The following is an 18811-nucleotide window of genomic DNA, read 5'->3' as shown; positions in this document are numbered from 1 at the left end:
GCCCATGACCCTCGATCTCGCCAAAGTCGAATCCACCCTGCTTGCTGCAGCCGATGCCGCCGCCAAGCACACCCTGCCGCTGTTTCGAACCCCGTTGCCGGTCGACAACAAGCTTAGCGAAGGCTTTGATCCTGTCACCGAAGCCGACAAAGGCGCCGAGACCATCATTCGCGCCGTCATCGCCGAACACTTCCCCGATCACGCCATTATCGGCGAAGAATGGGGCACGACCGGTGACAGCGATTATTCCTGGATCATTGACCCGGTCGATGGCACCCGCGCCTTCATCTCCGGCGCCCCGGTCTGGGGCACGCTGATCGGCTTTGCCCATAAGGGCGTCGCCATTGCCGGCATCATGGCTCAACCCTTTATGGGGGAGACCTTCCTCGCCGTGCCCGGCCGCGCCACCTATCGCCGTGGCGACCTGACCACACCAATCCGCACCAGCGGCCAGACCGAATTGTCGCCCTCCCGCGTTTTTACCACCACACCCTCGCTGTTCCGGACGCCGGAGCTGCTGAGCAAGTGGAAAGCCGTCGAATCTGCCACCCGCCTGCAGCGTTTCGGTATGGATTGCTATGGCTATGCGCTGCTAGCCGCCGGTCACGCCGACATCGTCATTGAGCCTTTCCTCAACACCTATGACATCGCCGCGCTGGTCCCCATCATCCGTGAAGCCGGCGGCGCCATCGCCTGCTGGGACGGCAGCGAACCCACCGGCGGCGGCAATGTCGTGGCCGCGGCAACGTCGAAACTGTTGGAAAAGGCGCTGGAACTGGTCAACGCGAACTGAGCCACGCCCTCGTGGTTCGAGGCTCGTGAAAAACTCGCACCTCACCATGAGGGCTACTTTTAGCTCAATGTTCCAGTAGTCCTCATGGTGAGGTGGAAGCGCAGCGACCCTCGAACCACGAGGACGTGCCTAAACACTCTGCTCGGTAATAAACGCATCAAACGCGGCAAATACCTGGCCGCGCACCGCGTCCGTTTCCATAAACATCTCGTGCCGCGCGCCGGCGATCACCAGATGCCGGCCCGTGCGCATACGCAGGCCCAACTGCTCAATGGCCGAGGTCGACACTACAGTGTCGCGCGCTGCCGCCAGCATCAGCAGCGGGATCCGGATACGTCCCGGAAAGTCGACCTGTGCCGCTTCCGCCATGGCGCCCATGGCCGCCGCAGCCCAGCGGATCGTGGGCTTTCCAATTGTTAGATCCGGTCTTTGTTTCAGCACATCGACGGATCGCATGTAGCGCAGCAGGTCGCCGGTGAGTGGATTGCCGGGAAATGTTGTTTCGGAAACTGGCTTGTCGGCTTTTCGGCCAATCGGCACTTGCCCCAACCCCAGAAAACTCAATGTTTCGGTGACCCGCGCCATGCCCTTCATGCTGAGAGGCTGGTGGTCCAGCGACACCATCGGGGCAGACAAAAATATCCGGTCGAACATCAGCCGGTCATTGATCGCCGCATAGAGCGAAGCGAGGCCGCCCATAGAATGGCCCACCAGATAGAATGGTGGCGGGCAATCGGGCAGCAGGATTTCGCCGTGAAAGCTTTTCAGGTCGAGCCAGTAATCCTCGAACCGGTCGACATAACCCAGGCTCTTATTGCCGATCAGTCGATCCGACCCGCCCTGCCCGCGCCAGTCGAAGGTCGCGACCGAAAAGCCGCGCCGCCGGAAATCGGAGATGGTCTCGAAGTACTTCTCGATAAACTCGGTGCGCCCCTGCACCAGACAGATCGTGCCCCGATGCACGCCCTCAAGTTTGGGCCACAGCGCATAACGCAACTGCACATTATCGCTGGTCTTGAAAAAACCCACCCGCGCACCCTCGGGCACCGGGTTGGACGGGATATTGACCAGGCTGGGTCCATTGGGGTCGACGGTGATCATGGGCACTTCCGCAAGCGTGTCCCTTGGTCTTAGAGCAAACCCATTGAAAAAGGAAAACCGGCATCTCCAGGGAGATACCGGTTTCCTTTTGTGCGGCCCATGCGGGGGGCGGGTGATGGGCCGCTTTGGGTTAGCGCCTTGGTGTTCCTCAGCGCATGACCCGGTTGTAGGGCTTCGAGCATGAACTCACCCAGACTCACATGTTCATATTCAGTTCATGTTTGCGCTTGTGGAAACGCCCCTTGAACCGCCGAAACGGCCTCCCATATTTCAATCGTTCGCCGGAATTACCGGGAACCCCGACCTCGAAACCATGCTGCTCGCCTAATGTTGGGGGCACTGTCGAGACCATCGGGACATCCACGTTGCTCACAGGAGAATGTGACTATGCAGACCATCGATTTTTCCCCCTTTTATCGCTCCACAGTCGGTTTTGACCGGGTCTTTAACCGCCTCGACAACTTGGTCGGGCAGGAAGCCAAGACCTACCCTCCTTACAACATCGAGCGCACTGGCGATGACGCCTACCGCATCTCGATCGCTGTAGCCGGTTTCTCCAATGGCGATATCGCCATCGAAACCAAGGAGAACAATCTGGTCGTTAAAGGCGCCAAGTCCGCTGAAGGCACCGACAAGGCCCGTGAATTCCTCCACCGCGGCATTGCCGAGCGCGCTTTCGAGCTGCGCTTCCAACTGGCCGACTATGTGGAAGTTCAGGGCGCCTCGCTCGAAAACGGCCTGCTCCACCTCGAACTGAAGCGCGAATTGCCTGAGAGCAAGAAGCCCCGCAGCATTCAAATCACCGGCAGCACCACCACCATCGAGGACAAGTCGGTCAACTAATCGACTTTCTCGCAGTTACGATGAAAGGCGCAGTCTGCACGGACTGCGCCTTTTTGTTTTGTTTAGTCTGATGCTACTCACATCGCGGGGCGAACTTCAGATGTTCACCAACTTCTCAGCAACCTCCCCGCCAAATTTCACCCCATCGGGAACCGCCTGCCTTCGGTTTGGTTGATTGGTGAGAATTTGCAGCGTCAAAGGACTTGCCATGAAAACCCCATCGATCGCCATCAAGGCCAATGCCAAATCGGCCGTTATCGACATCCTCAACGCCCGCCTGGCCGACGCCATCGACCTCGCACTGATCACCAAGCAGGCACATTGGAACCTCAAGGGACCGAACTTCATCGCCGTGCACGAAATGCTCGATCCGATGCGCGCCACTATTGATGATCATGCCGACACCATTGCCGAGCGCGTCGCGCAGCTCGATGGCATTGCGCTCGGCACCAGCCAGATCGTTGCCAAGGCCACCAAACTCGCGCCCTACCCAACCGATATCCGCAAAACGTCCGATCATCTGGCGGCGCTCGCCGATCGCTATGCCGCGCTAGCCAATCAGGTGCGCGACGATATTGACGCGACAGATGAAGCCGGTGACGCCGACGCGGCTGATATCCTGACCGCCTTCTCGCGCGACCTCGACAAGAACCTCTGGTTCATAAAGTCCCACCTCGAATAGGGTCAGATAACGCGGTTCCGCACAGCACCGCTGACGCAAAATACTATTCGGGCCGTCGACGGAGGCGTCTTTAAGGCATTTCCGCCCCAATTCTCCTACACATGCGCAGCGCGCTGTAGGACTTCACTGGGAAAATACCCCCATAAATAGGAATTCCGCACAAATTCTGCGCAGACTGCGCAGAATTTGTGCAAATACCCTCAAAAAGCCCTACAAGTCCTATAGTAAAATATAGGCTTTCCTATGAAAATGTCACAAAGTCCAACTTTGTTGCTTGCTCGTAGTTTGGAATTATGCAAATCTGCAGAGGTTAGGGCAGCACGGCTGTCCTATCTGACGCGTCGCCCCGCTCTCCGCGGCCAGCGCGCACGCCGATCCGGCTGGCCCGCTATCCGATAGCGGAAACGGACAGGCGGGGCTAAGCTAAGCCCGAATTGAGTGGCCATTTGGATGCAGCGCCACTCCCCATGCATGGACGTCTTTGCTCATTCGAGCCGTACTGCGTACGACCCGCATAAGCAACGCGCCCACAAGAGGACGAACCGCATCCACCCCGCCGCCAACGCGGCACCTTCAACGGATGCATACGACATAGCGACCAATGCCCGGCAACGGGCACGATCAACGAGCGAGGAACAACGACATGGCACACGAGCGTAACGGACAGCTTTCACCCGTAGCGACGAGCAAAGCCAATCGCAAAACCTTGATCGAGAACGGTCGCCCAGTCGGCTTTGCCGGTCGCCCCGAGGCACAGGGCCTTTATGATCCAGCCAACGAGCATGATGCCTGCGGCATCGGCATGATCGCCAACATCAAGAACATCTCCAGCCACGAAGTGGTCGAGAAGGGTCTCGAAATTCTCGAGAACCTCGAACACCGTGGCGCCGTCGGCGCCGACCCGCTCATGGGCGATGGCGCTGGTATTCTGGTGCAGACGCCGCACAACTTTTTCAAGAAGGTGCTGCCGTTCGCCCTGCCGGAAAAGCACCATTACGCCGTCGCCATGTTGTTTTACCCCAACATCGAAGGCCTGCGCGATCGCGTGGCCGAGGTGGTGCATGGCTGCATCCTGCGCGAAGGCCTGACCATTCTGGGCGAACGCGTTGTTCCCACCAACAATGGAAAGCTCAGCAGGGGCGTTATCGCTACTCAGCCGGTCATCGAGCAGCTGGTGATTGCGCGCCCTGAAGGACTGACGCTCGACGAGTTCGAGCGCAAGCTCCTGATCGTGCGCAAGGTCATCTCCAACACGGTCTATGCGGCAGTGCCCGAGAGCGACGGCGATAACGGCTTTTACGTCGTGTCGATGTCGGCCCGCACCATTGTCTATAAGGGCATGTTCCTGGCCGACCAGCTGGGGGCGTTCTATCTCGATCTGCATGACCAGGATTTCGAGAGCGCCATCGCCCTCGTGCACCAGCGCTTTTCGACCAACACATTCCCAAGCTGGAAGCTGGCCCACCCCTACCGCATGACCACCCACAATGGTGAAATCAACACCATCCGTGGCAACGTCAACTGGATGGCGGCCCGCCAGGCGTCGGTGTCTTCGCCCCTGTTTGGCGATGACATCACCAAGATCTGGCCAATCTCGTATGAAGGCCAGTCCGACACGGCCTGCTTTGACAACGCGCTCGAATTCCTCGTGCGCGGTGGCTACACGCTGCCGCATGCCGCGATGATGCTGATCCCCGAAGCCTGGGCTGGCAACCCGCTGATGAGCGAGAAGCGCCGCGACTTCTATCAATACCACGCCTCGCTGATGGAACCATGGGACGGCCCTGCCGCCATGTCGATCAGCGATGGTCGCTATGTTGTGGCAACGCTCGACCGGAACGGTCTGCGCCCAGCCCGCTATCTCGTGACCAAGGAGGGCCACGTCGTGCTGGCCTCCGAGTCTGGCGTGCTGACCATTCCCGATGAGGACATCGTCGAACGCTGGCGCCTGCAGCCGGGCCGCATGTTGCTGATCGATCTCGAACAGGGTCGCATCATCTCTGACGACGAAATCAAGTCCACGCTGGCAACCGCCAACCCCTATGCCGATTGGCTCGCCCGCACGCAGATCGTGCTCGAGGACCTGCCCGCCGTTGCCCCCAAGGCAACCGAGCCGACCGAGGCTTTGCTCGATCGTCTGCAGGCCTTTGCGTATACTCAGGAAGACATCAAGCTGCTGATGGCGCCTATGGCGACCACCGGTCAGGAAGCTGTTGGCTCGATGGGTACCGATACGCCGATCTCGGCGCTGTCGAACAAGCCAAAGCTGCTCTACACCTATTTCAAACAGAACTTCGCCCAGGTCACCAACCCGCCGATCGATCCGATCCGCGAGGAATCGGTGATGAGCCTAGTCTCGTTCATCGGTCCGCGCCCAAACCTGTTCGATCTTGAAGGTCTCTCCAAGGTCAAGCGGCTCGAAGTGCGCCAGCCGATCCTGACCAATGAGGATCTCGAAAAGATCCGCGCCATTGGCGACATCGAGACCAACCAGTTCAAGACCATCACGCTGGACATCACCTATCCAGCCGACATGGGCGCCTCCGGCATGGAAGCAGCTATCGATGCCCTGTGCCTGCAGGCCGAAGAGGCCGTGCGCGGCGAATACAACATCATCATCCTGTCCGATCGCCGCATTGCCGCCGACCGGCTCGATATCCCGACCCTGCTGGCGCTTGCCGCCGTGCACCATCACCTGATCCGCAAGGGTCTGCGCACCTCGACGGGTCTCGTGGTTGAAACGGGTGAAGCTCGCGAAATCCATCACTTCGCCATGCTGGCTGGCTACGGCGCCGAAGCCATCAACCCCTACCTTGCCTTCGAAGCGCTCTCGGCACTGCATGCTGAGCGCGAATTCCCCGACGAGGTGGACGCCGACGAAGTCGTGCACCGCTATATCAAGTCGGTCGGCAAGGGCCTGCTTAAGGTCATGTCCAAGATGGGCATTTCCACCTACCAGTCCTATTGCGGCGCGCAGATTTTCGACGCTGTTGGCCTCTCGACCGAATTTGTTCGCAAGTATTTCTTCGGCACCGCAACCTCCATTGAAGGCGTTGGCCTCAAGGAAGTCGCGCAGGAAACCGTCCGCCGTCACGCGCTGGCCTTCGGCGATGACGCCGTGCTGCGCAAGTCGCTCGATGTCGGTGGCGAATATGCCTACCGCATCCGCGGCGAAAAGCACGCCTGGAGCCCGGACGTCGTCTCGGATCTGCAGCATGCGGTACGCACCAAGGACGAAAGTCCCGAAACCGCGCAGGATCGTTACAACAGCTTTGCCGAGCGCGTGAACTCGGGCGAAAATGGCTATTTGGCCATCCGTAACCTGTTCGAAATCCGCCCACTCGGCGAAGCCGTACCACTCGATGAGGTTGAGCCAGCCGTCGATATCGTCAAGCGTTTCGTCACCGGTGCGATGAGCTTTGGCTCGATCAGCCGCGAAGCCCATACCACCCTCGCCCAGGCGATGAACCGCATTGGTGGCAAGTCCAACACCGGCGAAGGCGGCGAAGAGCCCGACCGCTACAAGCCCCTGCCCGACGGTTCGCGCAACCCAATGCGCTCTGCCATCAAGCAGATCGCTTCAGGTCGCTTTGGCGTCACCACCGAATATCTGGTCAATGCCGACCAGCTCCAGATCAAGGTCGCGCAGGGTGCCAAGCCCGGCGAAGGCGGTCAGTTGCCCGGCCACAAAGTTGATTGGGTTGTCGCCAAGACGCGTCACTCGACGCCCGGCGTCGGCCTCATCAGCCCACCGCCGCACCACGACATTTACTCAATCGAAGATCTCGCCCAGCTCATTTACGATCTCAAGAACGTCAACGAGCAGGCCGATATCTCGGTCAAGCTGGTGTCGGAAGTCGGCGTCGGCACGGTTGCGGCCGGCGTTGCAAAGGCGCGCGCCGATCACATCACGGTCTCCGGCTATGATGGCGGCACCGGCGCATCGCCGCTGACCTCGCTCAAGCATGCTGGCGGGCCATGGGAAATCGGCCTGGCCGAAACCCATCAGACGCTGGTGCTCAACCGCCTGCGCAGCCGCGTCGTGCTGCAGGTCGATGGCGGTCTCAAGACCGGTCGAGACGTGCTGATCGGCGCCCTGCTCGGCGCTGACGAGTTCGGCTTTTCGACCGCTCCACTGATCGCCGCTGGCTGCATCATGATGCGCAAGTGTCACCTCAACACCTGCCCGGTTGGCGTTGCCACCCAGGACCCGGTGCTGCGCAAGCGCTTCAAGGGCACGCCCGAGCACGTCATCAACTATTTCTTTTTCATCGCCGAAGAACTGCGCGGCTTGATGGCTGGTATGGGTGCCCGCACCCTTCAGGAACTCACCGGTCGTTCCGACCTGCTCGATCAGCGCAAGATGCTCGACTACTGGAAGAGCGAAGGCGTCGATTTCAGTAAGCTGTTCTACAAGCCCGAGCCGCTCGGTGGCGACACGCTGTATCACTCCGAGAGCCAGAACCATCACCTCGAAGCCGTGCTCGACCGCAAGCTGGTCGAACTGGCAGAGCCAGCACTTGCCCGAGGCGAAGCCGTCCAGATCGAGCTGCCCATCCGCAGCCGCGACCGCTCGGCTGGTGCCATGCTGTCGGGTGCCTTGGCTAAGAAGTATGGCCATGAGGGCCTGCCGGACGACACGATCTCGATCAAGCTGACCGGCACCGCCGGCCAGGCCTTCGGCGCCTTCCTCGCGCGCGGCATCTCCATCGACATGGTGGGCGACGCCAACGATTATGTCGGCAAGGGCCTTTCTGGTGGTCGCATCGTGGTGCGTCCCTCCGACAAGGTGACGTTCAAGCCCGAAAACTCGATCATCGTTGGCAACACGGTGCTTTACGGCGCCATCGCGGGTGAATGCTATTTCCGTGGCGTAGCCGGCGAACGCTTTGCCGTCCGCAACTCCGGCGCCATCGCGGTTGTCGAAGGCACGGGCGACCACGGCTGCGAATACATGACCGGCGGCGTTGTCGTCGTCATCGGGCAGACCGGCCGCAACTTTGCTGCCGGCATGTCGGGCGGCGTGGCCTATGTGCTCGACGAAGACGAAACCTTCCGCGAGCGCTGCAACCTCGCTATGGTCGAACTCGAGCCTGTTCCGGAAGAAGAAGCGCTCATGCAGCAGATTCACCACCACGGTGGTGATCTCGAATGGCATGGCCGCGTCGACATTTCCGGCGACATGACCAAGCACGACGATGAACGCCTGCACCAGCTCATCTCCAACCACCTGCACTATACCGGCTCGACCCGCGCCAAGTTCATTCTGGACAACTGGGTCGAGATGCGTCCGAAATTCGTCAAGGTGATGCCGGTCGAATATCGACGCGCCATCAAGGAGATGGAGAAAAAGCGGGCCAGTGGCGGCATGGGCGTGGCGGCTGCAGAATAATGTTGCAGCTCTATGGCAACCTTGGGTCCGGCAACGTCCTCAAGGTCAAGTATATCGCCGACGCCACCGGCACGCCCTTTGTCCTGCACGAAATTCGGTCCCGCTCCGGCGAGACCGCTTCGGCTGAATTCTTGAAGCTCAATCCGGCTGGCCAGATGCCCGTCATCGTTCTCGATGATGGCCGCACGCTGGCCCAGTCAAACGCCATCCTGCGCTATCTGGCGCAGGGCACGCGCTTCCTGCCGACCGACGCTTACGAAGCGGCCAAGGTCGACGAGTGGCTGTTCTGGGAACAGTATAGCCACGAGCCAACCGTCGCTGTCGCTCGCGCCCGCGTCGTCTATGATGGCGTGGCGCCTGCCGATCTCGACCCAGCCTTGGTGCTGCGCGGCAACAAGGCGCTCGACCTCATGGAACAGGCGCTGACCGGCCGGACTTGGCTGGTGGGTGAGACGATGACCATCGCCGACATTGCGCTGCTGGCCTATACGCGCCAGGCACCGCAGGGCGGATTTGATTTGAACGGGCGGCCCGCGCTGTTGGCCTGGATTGCCGCCTGCGAACACGAACTCGGACGACCTGCCTTCACGGCAGAGAATTAGGAGCAAGGCATGGGTAAGGTAACAGGCTTTCTCGAGATCGAACGCGAAGAGCCACGCTATGAGCCGGCCTCCGATCGTATCCGCCATTTCGGCGAGTTCACCATTCCGATGACCGAAGGGCGCATCGTCGATCAGGCGGCGCGCTGCATGGATTGCGGCGTTCCGTTCTGCCACGGCGATACGGGCTGTCCGGTGCACAACCAGATCCCCGACTGGAACGATCTGGTGTTCAACGGCGACTGGGAAGAAGCCGCGCGCAACCTGCATTCGACCAACAACTTCCCCGAATTTACCGGCCGCATCTGCCCCGCTCCCTGCGAGGAAGCCTGCACGCTCAACCTTGAAGACGTGCCTGTCGCCATCAAGACGGTGGAACAGGCGATTGCCGACCGAGCCATCCGCTCGGGCTGGATCAAGCCACAGGTCGCCAAGGCCAAGACCGGCAAGTCGGTCGCCATTGTCGGCTCCGGCCCCGCAGGTCTGGCGGCTGCCCAGCAGTTGGCCCGCGCCGGTCACGACGTGCATCTTTATGAGCGCGAACCCAAGGCTGGCGGCCTGATGCGCTATGGCATTCCCGACTTCAAGATGGAGAAGGAACACATCGACTTCCGCGTCGAGCAGATGGAAGCTGAAGGCGTGACCTTCCACTATGGCGAAAACATCGGCGTCACCCGCCCGCTCTCTGATCTCCAGGCCAAGCACGACGCCGTGCTGCTGGCCGGTGGTTCGGAAAAGCCACGCGACGTCGATAGCGAAGGCATTGAGCTCAATGGTGTCCACTACGCCATGCCATTCCTCGTACAGCAGAACCGTCGCCTCGGCGGCGAGGATGTGTCGGAACAGCTCCAGCTGACTGCCGCCGGCAAGCATGTCGTGGTGGTTGGTGGCGGCGATACTGCGTCCGACTGCGTCGGCACCAGCTTCCGCCAGGGCGCCATCGCCGTGACCCAGCTTGACGTGCGGCCAATGCCGCCAGAGCTAGAAAACAAGATGACCAACTGGCCCAACTGGGCGGTCAAGATGCGCACATCCTCATCGCAGGCCGAAGGCGCCATCCGCGAATTTGCGGCTGGCACCATGAAGATCATTGGCAATGCCAAGGGTCAGGTCACGGGCGTTGAATGCGCGCGCGTCGATCGCGCACGCCAGCCCATCCCCGGCACCGAGTTCATCATCAAGGCGGACTTGGTGCTTTTGGCCATCGGCTTCGCGTCGCCGGTGCATGAAGGCATGCTGACCGAACTGGGCGCGCAGCTCGACAAGCGCGGCAATCTCTTTGCCGACACGCTGAGCTACAAGACCACCGTTGCCAAGGTATATGCCGCAGGCGACATGCGCCGTGGCCAGTCGCTCGTCGTCTGGGCCATCCGCGAAGGCCGCCAGGCCGCTCGCTCCATCGACTACGACCTGATGGGCAAGACCGACCTGCCGCGCTGACCGGTCCATGCCAAGTTCAAAGGCCAGCCTTAACCGGCTGGCCTTTTTGTTTTATGCGCCGAGCGCCAGGGTGGCTTCTAGTTCACCCAGGGCCTTCATCGCCGTGAAATACGAGCCGTACCACATATAGCCCGTCGACTCGTGGACGCGTCCGGCCACCACAGCCGGCAGCCGCTGCCACAGCACGTCGCCTTCAAGATCGCTCACCGAACCATTGCCCATATTACAGAGCAGGATCGCATCGACGTCGCCCAGCACGTCGACAATGCTCTCCATGCCAAAGCTTTCGCCGTCGCCCAGTATCTTGGGATCAATAGTGATGGCCCCGACGTCGGCAAGCAGTTGCCCCTTGGGGTCCGAATACTCACCGCCTGGAATGAAGACGTTGAACGAGCGGAACTCGGCGCTGAAGGTCAGAATGGCGACCTTGTCCTTGGCCAGCTGGTCGGCATAGCGCACCTTGATCGCGTCGGCGGCTGCCGTGTAGTCGGCCACAGCCTTGTCGGCGGGCTCACGACGATCCAGCCAATCTGCCAGCTCGAGCAGGTCGTCCTGCCATTTGCGGGTAAAGGTCGTGGTCAGTACTGGCGCAATCTGCTGCAGGCGCGCCGCCGGCCACCAGTCGCCGCTCGGGTCTTCGCCCGAACAGATGATCAAGTCTGGCTCCAGCGCCAGCACTGCCTCTGCAGTGGTCGGCAGCGGTATCGAAATCAGCTCGGGCGAGCGCGGCGTATTGCTGAGGTCGCCCCAGAATTCGCTTTGCCCAACGGCAATAATTGGCAGGCCCAGCACCAAAGCCGGCTCATAGTCGGTTCGCGGATCAATCGCCACGACCCGCTTGGGGTTCTTGGGAATATCGTAGGTTCCGAGCAACGTCGTCACCGTCCGCGTCGCGCTCTGCGCAAACGCCGTGACAGGCAGGCTGGCGCCGGCCAAAAGAGCTGTGGCACCCAGGCCGAACTGACGACGATTGAGCGATTTGGTCATGATGTCCCCATCCATCGCAGCGGCGCGACGGTCCGCTTCGATCTAGATAACATGATCATAACAGTCAAGTAATCTGACCGTTGTCGACCCGCCCTCGTCCAGCTACAAGGCGACCGTAACTGGCAGGAACAGCGCCCCATGACCGGCAAGCCCTATATCGTCGAAGAACTCATCTCCGCCAAGGCGATCGCCGCCCGCGTCGAGGCGCTGGCCAAGGAGATTTCGACTCACTTCGCCGACACCGACAAGCTGGTGGTCGTCGGCCTGCTGCGCGGCTCGTTCATCTTTATCGCCGATCTGGTGCGTGAACTCGACCTGCCGGTCGAAGTCGATTTCCTCGAAGCCTCGTCCTATGGCAACACCATGCAATCGAGCCGCGAAGTGCGCATCCTCAAGGATCTGCGCGGCGAAATAGCGGGCCGCGACGTGCTGGTGGTGGAAGACATCATCGACACCGGCCACACACTCAAGCACGTGCTCGAAATCCTTGAAACACGCCACCCGCGCCGTATGGAAGTCTGCGCCCTGCTCAACAAGCCCAGCCGTCGCGAAACCGATGTGCAGGCGAAATGGGTTGGCTTCGACATTCCCGACAAGTTCGTTGTCGGCTACGGCATCGACTACGCCCAGCGCAATCGCAATCTGCCCCATATCGGCGCCGTCCGCTTCACCGATTCGGAATAGTGTGGCCTAAGGCCCACCGCGCGCGTCCAGCGGGTCGGCATTGGGATCAATCCCCACGCCGAACGCATCTGCGCGTCCCAGCGGCGCCTGCACCAACTGCTCAAGCGTAAACGGTGGTGCCGATGGCACCATGCCCGACGAGATCAGCAATTCACCCGCCCGCGCTGGCACACGGCTGATCGGGATGACCGCGCCGGCAACTTCCAACAGCCGCGTCTGGCCGAGCCCCTGAAATGGCGGTCGCATCATCACGGCAGCATCCGTCCCGCTGAGAGGGTCAACCACCGCAATCGAAACGGCCCCACCGCGATAGAATGTGCGAATGGTCTGGCTCAGATAGAATGCCAGCTTGTCGGCACCCGCCGCCGAGAAATGGATGCCGTCTTCTTTTCGCATCAGAGCGTTCTGGCCGCTGACATCGGGCCCGTAGGACGAGTATTTCCCGTCCTCGCCCAAGAAGCGCTCATAAATATCGAGATACTCCGCCCCGCCCGAAAAACTGGCGAGCCGTTGGATATTGCCGATGTGGGTGATCGCAGCCGAGTAATCGCTCTTTGCCATCGGCGGCAGACCGACCCAGATCACCGGCTTCCGCGCTGCCCGTAGCTTGCCGAGAAAATCGGAAATACGCCCCTGATAGATGGCATTCCATTGCTCAGTCAGCGGCGCATAACGTGCATTGCCGACGACGATTTCCTGCCGATCGTTGACGCCGATCGTGACGATGGCGACGTCAAAACTGTCCGCGGCGATCTGCTCGCTGATCGCCTTGTCCCAATCGTAGAAATCGAAACGCACAAAGCCGGATGAACTGACGCTCTGATTGATCACGACCAGATTGGGATCATCGACATAGAAGCGTTCCAGCGCCCGGCTGAGGTCGATTGCAAGAGAATCGCCGAACACCGCCACCCGTGTCGCGTCAGGGGCCTTGTTGACCGTCGGCGCAGGCGGCGGCAACGCAGCGGTTGGCGCGGGGGCCTGCTGTTGCTCCCTGGGTCGACGGGGCTGTTGCACGGGCGGCGGCGCAGCTGGCTCATCGCCAAACAGCAGATCAAACAGCGTCCGCCGACGCTGTTCCTGCGCCACGACAATCGTGTCATGGTTCTGGGCAAGCGCAGGCGCCACGTCGATAAAGACGAGCAGGCCGACCAGCATGGCAACGACAAAACGGATCATCACGGTCCCGCGCAGAATATGCCTCTTCCTATCAAAATGGGGCCAGTTAGGCCACCAGCCTCAAGCCGACTTTACCGGCTGGCCGCCGCCAGAGCCTCATAGGACTGCTTGGTGATAAAGCCATCAGCCACCTCGCCGCGTGACGCCTGGAACCGCGCATAGGCCTCCTGGCTGATCGGCCCGATGCGCCCATCGACCGCGCCCTGATAGAGCCCAAGCCGGATCAACGCCTCCTGAATGGCCTTGCGTTGGCTCAGATTTGGGAAAGCCGTATTGCGCGGCCAATCATCCACAAAGCCGCCACCACCCTTCAGCCGATCCGTCATATGCGCCACGCTCATCGCGTAGCTGTCGGAGAAATTGTAGCCCTTGAGCACCAGATAATTCTGGGTCATCAAGAACTTCGGACCGTCCTTGCCGGCCGGAAGGTAAAGAAATACCTGCAGGTTCGGATCGGCGAATTGGCGCCCCGCAACGCGGGTAATGCCGCGCTGGGCAAAGAACGAAATCGGTCGCATCTCGGTGCGCGAGGCGAGGAGGTAGTCAAACCCCGCCGGCACCACGACCTCCATGCCCCAATCGATCCCCGGCTGATAACCCATCGAGCGCAGGAAGCGCGCACTGGTCGCCAGCGCGTCGGCCAGTGAATGGTGCAGGTCGATCCGCCCGTCGCCATCGCCATCGGTGCCATGCGCCACCACATTGGATGGATTGACCTGCAAATGCCCGATGGCCCCGGCCCATGATCCGACCAGTGTCTCGGCCGTCAGGGGCCCGCGCTGCACCAGTTGTAGCGCCCCGATCAGGTCGGCCTCATCCTCGACCAAGCGCGTGCGCCGCTGGTGGACCAATGTTGCCAGCGAACGCACCACAGGGCGGATCAGGCTGGCATTACCCAGCACCGCGCCATAATCGGTTTCCATGCCCCAGATGGCGCCCAGAATGTAGGGGTCGACCCCATAGGCTTGCCCGACCGAAGTAAACAATGCCGCGTTCTGGGTCATTGCCGCCTTGCCGCGCGAGATGCGTCCGCTGGTGACGCGGCCCTCGATATAGTCCCACATCGGCGTGGTAAACTCGGGCTGCGTTGAAACCAGACTGGGGACGCGCGGATCGGGCCTCATGCCCTTCATGGCGGTATCGTAAACCGAGGCACTCACCCCGGCGGCAAGCGCCTTGGCGCGAAAGCCAGCGATAAAGCTGTCAAAACTTTCGACAGGTTGAGCCAGCGCCGGCAGCGTCGATAAAAGCAAGAATAAAGCTGCCAGCCGCATGATGTGGCTCCTTGGACTAACGGTTTCGCGTCATCAGATGGCGTTCCCAGGCATAAGCCGATTGCACGATTTCCGTCAGGTCATCATGCTGCGGCACCCAACCCAAAAGCTTGCGCACCTTTTCACCGGTCGCCGTGATCGAAGCCGGATCGCCAGCGCGGCGCGGACCTTCATCGACGCGGAAATTGACGCCGGACACGCCGCGCACCGTCTCGACCACCTGACGAACAGAATAGCCCTGCCCATAGGCACAATTGAGCGTCGTACTGTCGCCACCATTGCGCAAATGCTTGAGCAGCAGCGCGTGAGCTGCGATCAGGTCGGTGACATGGATATAGTCGCGCACACATGTGCCATCCGGCGTCTCATAGTCGGTGCCGAAAATGTCCATCTTCTCGCGCTGGCCGAGCGCGGTCTGGCAGGCGACCTTGATCAGATGCGTCGCCAGTGGTGTCGACTGCCCGCTGCGCTTGCCCGGATCGGCGCCCGCAACGTTGAAATAGCGCAGCACACCAAAGGTCATCGGATGGGCCGCCGCGACGTCGGCCAACATCCATTCGGTCATCAGTTTGGAGCGACCATAAGGCGACATCGGGTTGAGCGGCGTCGTTTCCACCACCGGCGCTAGTCCCGTCATGCCGTAAACCGCCGCCGTCGAGGAGAAGATGAAGTGCTTCACCCCGCTCTTGACGGCAGCCTCGATCAGATTGCGCGAGGTGGCCGTGTTGTTGGCGTAATATTTCAGGGGATCAATGACCGATTCTGGCACCACGATAGAGCCGGCAAAGTGCACGATCTCGGTAATGCCATGTTTGTCGATCAGACGGCGAACCAGGTCGGTGTCCCCGGCGTTACCCGCTTCGAACGTCGCGCGGCCATCGACGGCCCAATCAAAACCGGTCACCAGATTGTCGAGCACGACAACCTTTTCGCCTGCATCAGCAAGGTTGAGCACCATATGGCTGCCGATATATCCAGCGCCACCGGTTACGAGAACAACCATTCAAACAGCCCCTTACTTCAATAGCGTATGTGCCTTGACGATATTTTAGATACGTTGAGATAGCTTTACGCCAAAACCCAGCGATGGAGATCGAGTTTTGCCTAAACGCGTTAGAACGGCCGTATTCCCCGTAGCCGGCCTCGGAACCCGCTTCCTGCCGGCGACCAAGGCTCTGCCCAAAGAAATGCTGACCGTCGTCGACCGTCCGCTGATCCAATACGCCGTGGACGAAGCGCGCGAAGCAGGCATAGAACACTTCGTGTTCGTCACCGGCCGCAACAAGGGTGTCATCGAAGACCATTTCGACCGCCAGTTCGAGCTGGAAACGACGCTCGAAACCCGCGGCAAGAGCCAGGCGCTCGATGAACTGCGCAAGGACCTGCCATCGGCCGGCCGCACCAGCTTCACCCGTCAGCAGGAGCCGCTTGGCCTTGGCCACGCCGTCTGGTGCGCCCGCGACATCGTCGGCGACAATCCATTCGCTTTGCTGCTGCCCGACATGCTGTTCAAGGGCGAGCCCGGGGTGCTCAAGCAGATGATGGACGCCTATGAAGAGCGCGGCGGCAATATCATCGCCGTCGAGGAAGTGCCCGAGGAAGAAGTGTCGTCCTACGGCGTGGTCAAGCGCGGCGCCGGCGCCGACAACGGCTTTGCCGTCACTGGCATGGTCGAAAAGCCCAAGCGCGAAGACGCGCCATCGAACCTGATCATTTCTGGCCGCTACATCCTACAGCCCGAAATCTTCAACCTGCTGGCAGATCAGCCACGCGGTGCAGGCGGCGAAATCCAGCTCACCGACGGCATGCAGACCCTGATGAAGCGCCAAGATTTCACCGGCGTGAAATACGAGGGTAAGAGCTTCGATTGCGGTTCAAAGATCGGCTTTTTGACCGCCAATGTCGTTTACGCGCTCGACCGCGACGATATCCGCGAGGGCTTCCTCAAGGAACTGCGCAAGCTCGATCTTGAAGCCAGCCTCTAGCGGGAAACTGTTACACCCAGGGTCACGCGGTGCGCATCCTGCGCACCGTCGGCCGTACTGTCGGAATGATCAAAGCCATAATCGGCATTGATCGCGGTGTGCTTGTTGAGGCGATAGTCGGCGCCTGCGCCCAGCCCGTATCCAGTCTCGGTGGCATTGCTGCCCTCAAAGCGCGCCGAGCGCCAATCGGCCAGCGCGCGCAAGGCGAGCCAGGAATTGACCGTATAGGCCACTTGGGCATTGGCCCCATATTCAACGCGTGTGGTGCCGGCATTATCCGCACCGGGCGGCGCCACGGTCGTCGTCAAACCAGCGACCATGCGCCACGTCGAATCGGGCGTGAATACGAGGTTGGCGTCGTAAAGCTGGGTCACGACTTCGCCCAGGCTTGCTTCGTCGAAGCGGCGCAGCCCAAGACCGGCTGAAGCTGTCGCCTCGAGCGTATCGTTCCAGCGGCCGGTGACACCAGCGCGCAATGTCGCATCGTTCGCATCGGTGCTGACGTTCAACACCGAAGACGTGTGATCGAAAATATCGCGCCCAAGCGCAGCTTGTCCAAACACTTCAAGGATCGGCGTCGCCTGGAAGCCAACGCGCAGCCCCGCGTCGAGCGAGGTGTAGTTGGAATCGTAGTTTTGCCGCACGGTGCCATCGACCAGTGTCGTCGGCCCATAGATATTGCGGCCCACGCCGCCGGTCACGGCTACATTGAACTTGCCGAAACTGCGCGCAATGCCGACATCGACATCGCCCGAAATGGTCTGTGAGGCCTCGGCAATGTCGCTGGCCAGTCCGGGCGTGCCGGGCGTCGCCCGCGTCACCGACAGATTGCCGCCCGCGCTCAAGCGCGTTTCGCTATCGAGCGCATAGCCGGTCTGGAGGCCCAGCCGCAGCGCGCTGATATCGATAGTGCCGGTATCGTTGGGCCGGATGATTTCTGCGGTAGCGTCGAAATTGACTGCAGAGCGACTGCCGATGTGTTCGAGGCTGACGCTGGGCACCAGCCGCGTATCGAAGCGCTCGCCATCGGTCTGCTTGGTATAGGTGCCGCGCAGCGCCACCGACCAGTCGACATCGAAAAACGGATCATATGGCTCGCGCAGCCATGTGTTGTCGGTCAGTACGGGCTCTTGCGGATAGACACCGGGCAGCAGGCGGTCATTATCGCTCTGCGAGCCGTCGCCCGTCGAAAGATCAGAACCAGCCAGCGCCGGTACGGCAAGGCAAAGCGCGCAGAGAGCCGTGACCCCTGCCCGTCCTATTGTCTGCCGCCGTCGCAAGCGCAAGATCTGCTCCGCCAAACTGGAAACAGCCCGCAGCAAGCTGCTTCGGGCTGCGGCGATCCTTCCATCTTATGGTTAATGAAACCTTGCGATTGCTTGGAATGAGCCGGCTAATCTAACGGTTCCACCTTGAGCACCGCACCATCATGCCCAATGATCCGCACCCGACGACCGGCGGCCAGATCGGGCCCGGAAACGCGCCACACGGAATCGCCCAGCGCAATGCGTCCAAAGCCCTGCTGGATCGCGTGTTCCAACACCGCTTCTTTGCCGACATAACCGTCGGCACGACTATTGAGATAGGGCCGGTCGGTATTGGTGGAGCGCCCCCGATTGAAGCGCACCCAGATGGCGATGCTGACGAGTGACAGCACACCAAAAATCAGCCACTGCCAGGGCCAGCCGATGGGCTGAAACAGGGATATCGCCCCTGTTATCAGCCCGGCGATCCCCATCCACAGCATGAAGCCGCCAGGCAAAACCAGTTCGAGTGCCAGCAGGATCAACCCGGCCACAATCCACGACCAGGGGCCGTTGCTCGCGATAAAGTCGATGACCTGCATGGTTTA

Annotated in this window: 15 protein-coding genes; 8 read left to right on the top strand and 7 right to left on the bottom strand. The window is 60.8% G+C overall.

Annotated features, from left to right (window positions below):
- The first annotated feature begins 4 nt into the window (after positions 1–4).
- Complete coding sequence (gene hisN / locus ABIE28_RS00505) at positions 5–793, top strand: histidinol-phosphatase (protein ID WP_354059129.1); 789 nt, start codon at positions 5–7, stop codon at positions 791–793.
- 129 nt (positions 794–922) lie between these two features.
- On the opposite strand, the gene ABIE28_RS00500 is transcribed toward hisN, so the two are convergent.
- Positions 923–1894: an alpha/beta hydrolase gene (locus tag ABIE28_RS00500; RefSeq protein WP_354059127.1), complete on the bottom strand. Its 972-nt coding sequence runs from the start codon at positions 1892–1894 to the stop codon at positions 923–925.
- Positions 1895–2281: 387 nt separating this feature from the next.
- On the opposite strand from ABIE28_RS00500, the gene ABIE28_RS00495 reads away from it, so the two are divergent.
- The 5 genes from ABIE28_RS00495 to ABIE28_RS00475 all read left to right on the top strand — a co-directional run bounded on the left by ABIE28_RS00495 (position 2282) and on the right by ABIE28_RS00475 (position 10850).
- Entirely contained in the window at positions 2282–2737 is a 456-nt protein-coding gene (locus ABIE28_RS00495; RefSeq protein ID WP_354059125.1) for an Hsp20 family protein, read from the top strand.
- Between the two features lie 208 nt (positions 2738–2945).
- Complete coding sequence (gene dps, locus ABIE28_RS00490) at positions 2946–3419, top strand: DNA starvation/stationary phase protection protein Dps (protein WP_354059123.1); 474 nt, start codon at positions 2946–2948, stop codon at positions 3417–3419.
- Between the two features lie 601 nt (positions 3420–4020).
- Positions 4021–8811, top strand: coding sequence for a glutamate synthase large subunit (gene gltB / locus ABIE28_RS00485; RefSeq protein ID WP_502913347.1), 4791 nt, complete (start codon positions 4021–4023; stop codon positions 8809–8811).
- Positions 8811–9413, top strand: a complete 603-nt coding sequence (locus ABIE28_RS00480; RefSeq protein ID WP_354059121.1) for a glutathione S-transferase family protein — start codon at positions 8811–8813, stop codon at positions 9411–9413. Before gltB ends, ABIE28_RS00480 begins: the two co-directional genes overlap by 1 nt.
- Before the next feature lie 9 nt (positions 9414–9422).
- The gene (locus ABIE28_RS00475; RefSeq protein WP_354059119.1) at positions 9423–10850 is read left to right on the top strand and encodes a glutamate synthase subunit beta; all 1428 of its coding nucleotides are present in this window, start codon (positions 9423–9425) and stop codon (positions 10848–10850) included.
- Between the two features lie 51 nt (positions 10851–10901).
- Here the strand turns inward: ABIE28_RS00475 and ABIE28_RS00470 are convergent, their stop codons facing one another.
- Positions 10902–11837 carry an ABC transporter substrate-binding protein gene (locus ABIE28_RS00470; protein ID WP_354059117.1) on the bottom strand — a complete coding sequence of 312 codons (936 nt, stop codon included), beginning with the start codon at positions 11835–11837 and terminating at the stop codon, positions 10902–10904.
- A 138-nt stretch (positions 11838–11975) separates the two neighbouring features.
- Here ABIE28_RS00470 and hpt point away from each other — a divergent pair, with 138 nt between their 5' ends.
- Positions 11976–12521, top strand: a complete 546-nt coding sequence (hpt, locus tag ABIE28_RS00465) for a hypoxanthine phosphoribosyltransferase (RefSeq protein ID WP_354059116.1) — start codon at positions 11976–11978, stop codon at positions 12519–12521.
- A gap of 6 nt (positions 12522–12527) precedes the next feature.
- On the opposite strand, the gene ABIE28_RS00460 is transcribed toward hpt, so the two are convergent.
- The 3 genes from ABIE28_RS00460 to galE all read right to left on the bottom strand — a co-directional run bounded on the left by ABIE28_RS00460 (position 12528) and on the right by galE (position 15977).
- Positions 12528–13700, bottom strand: coding sequence for an SGNH/GDSL hydrolase family protein (locus ABIE28_RS00460; RefSeq protein ID WP_354059114.1), 1173 nt, complete (start codon positions 13698–13700; stop codon positions 12528–12530).
- Between the two features lie 71 nt (positions 13701–13771).
- Entirely contained in the window at positions 13772–14974 is a 1203-nt protein-coding gene (locus tag ABIE28_RS00455) for a lytic murein transglycosylase (protein ID WP_354059112.1), read from the bottom strand.
- 16 nt (positions 14975–14990) lie between these two features.
- Positions 14991–15977 (bottom strand): UDP-glucose 4-epimerase GalE, encoded by a 987-nt coding sequence (gene galE / locus ABIE28_RS00450; protein WP_354059111.1) that lies wholly within the window; start codon positions 15975–15977, stop codon positions 14991–14993.
- A 97-nt stretch (positions 15978–16074) separates the two neighbouring features.
- Between galE and galU the strand changes: the two genes are divergently transcribed.
- The gene (gene galU, locus ABIE28_RS00445) at positions 16075–16959 is read left to right on the top strand and encodes a UTP--glucose-1-phosphate uridylyltransferase GalU (protein WP_354059109.1); all 885 of its coding nucleotides are present in this window, start codon (positions 16075–16077) and stop codon (positions 16957–16959) included.
- Here the strand turns inward: galU and ABIE28_RS00440 are convergent.
- Positions 16956–18245, bottom strand: a complete 1290-nt coding sequence (locus ABIE28_RS00440) for an outer membrane beta-barrel protein (protein ID WP_354059107.1) — start codon at positions 18243–18245, stop codon at positions 16956–16958. The genes galU and ABIE28_RS00440 overlap by 4 nt on opposite strands.
- Before the next feature lie 107 nt (positions 18246–18352).
- Complete coding sequence (locus ABIE28_RS00435) at positions 18353–18805, bottom strand: NfeD family protein (RefSeq protein ID WP_354059105.1); 453 nt, start codon at positions 18803–18805, stop codon at positions 18353–18355.
- Positions 18806–18811 lie beyond the last annotated feature (6 nt).

This window comes from Devosia sp. 2618 (assembly GCF_040546815.1).
Lineage (GTDB): Bacteria > Pseudomonadota > Alphaproteobacteria > Rhizobiales > Devosiaceae > Devosia.
The sequence above is the reverse complement of the archived record's forward strand: the minus strand, read 5'-3'. Positions and strand labels throughout refer to the sequence as shown.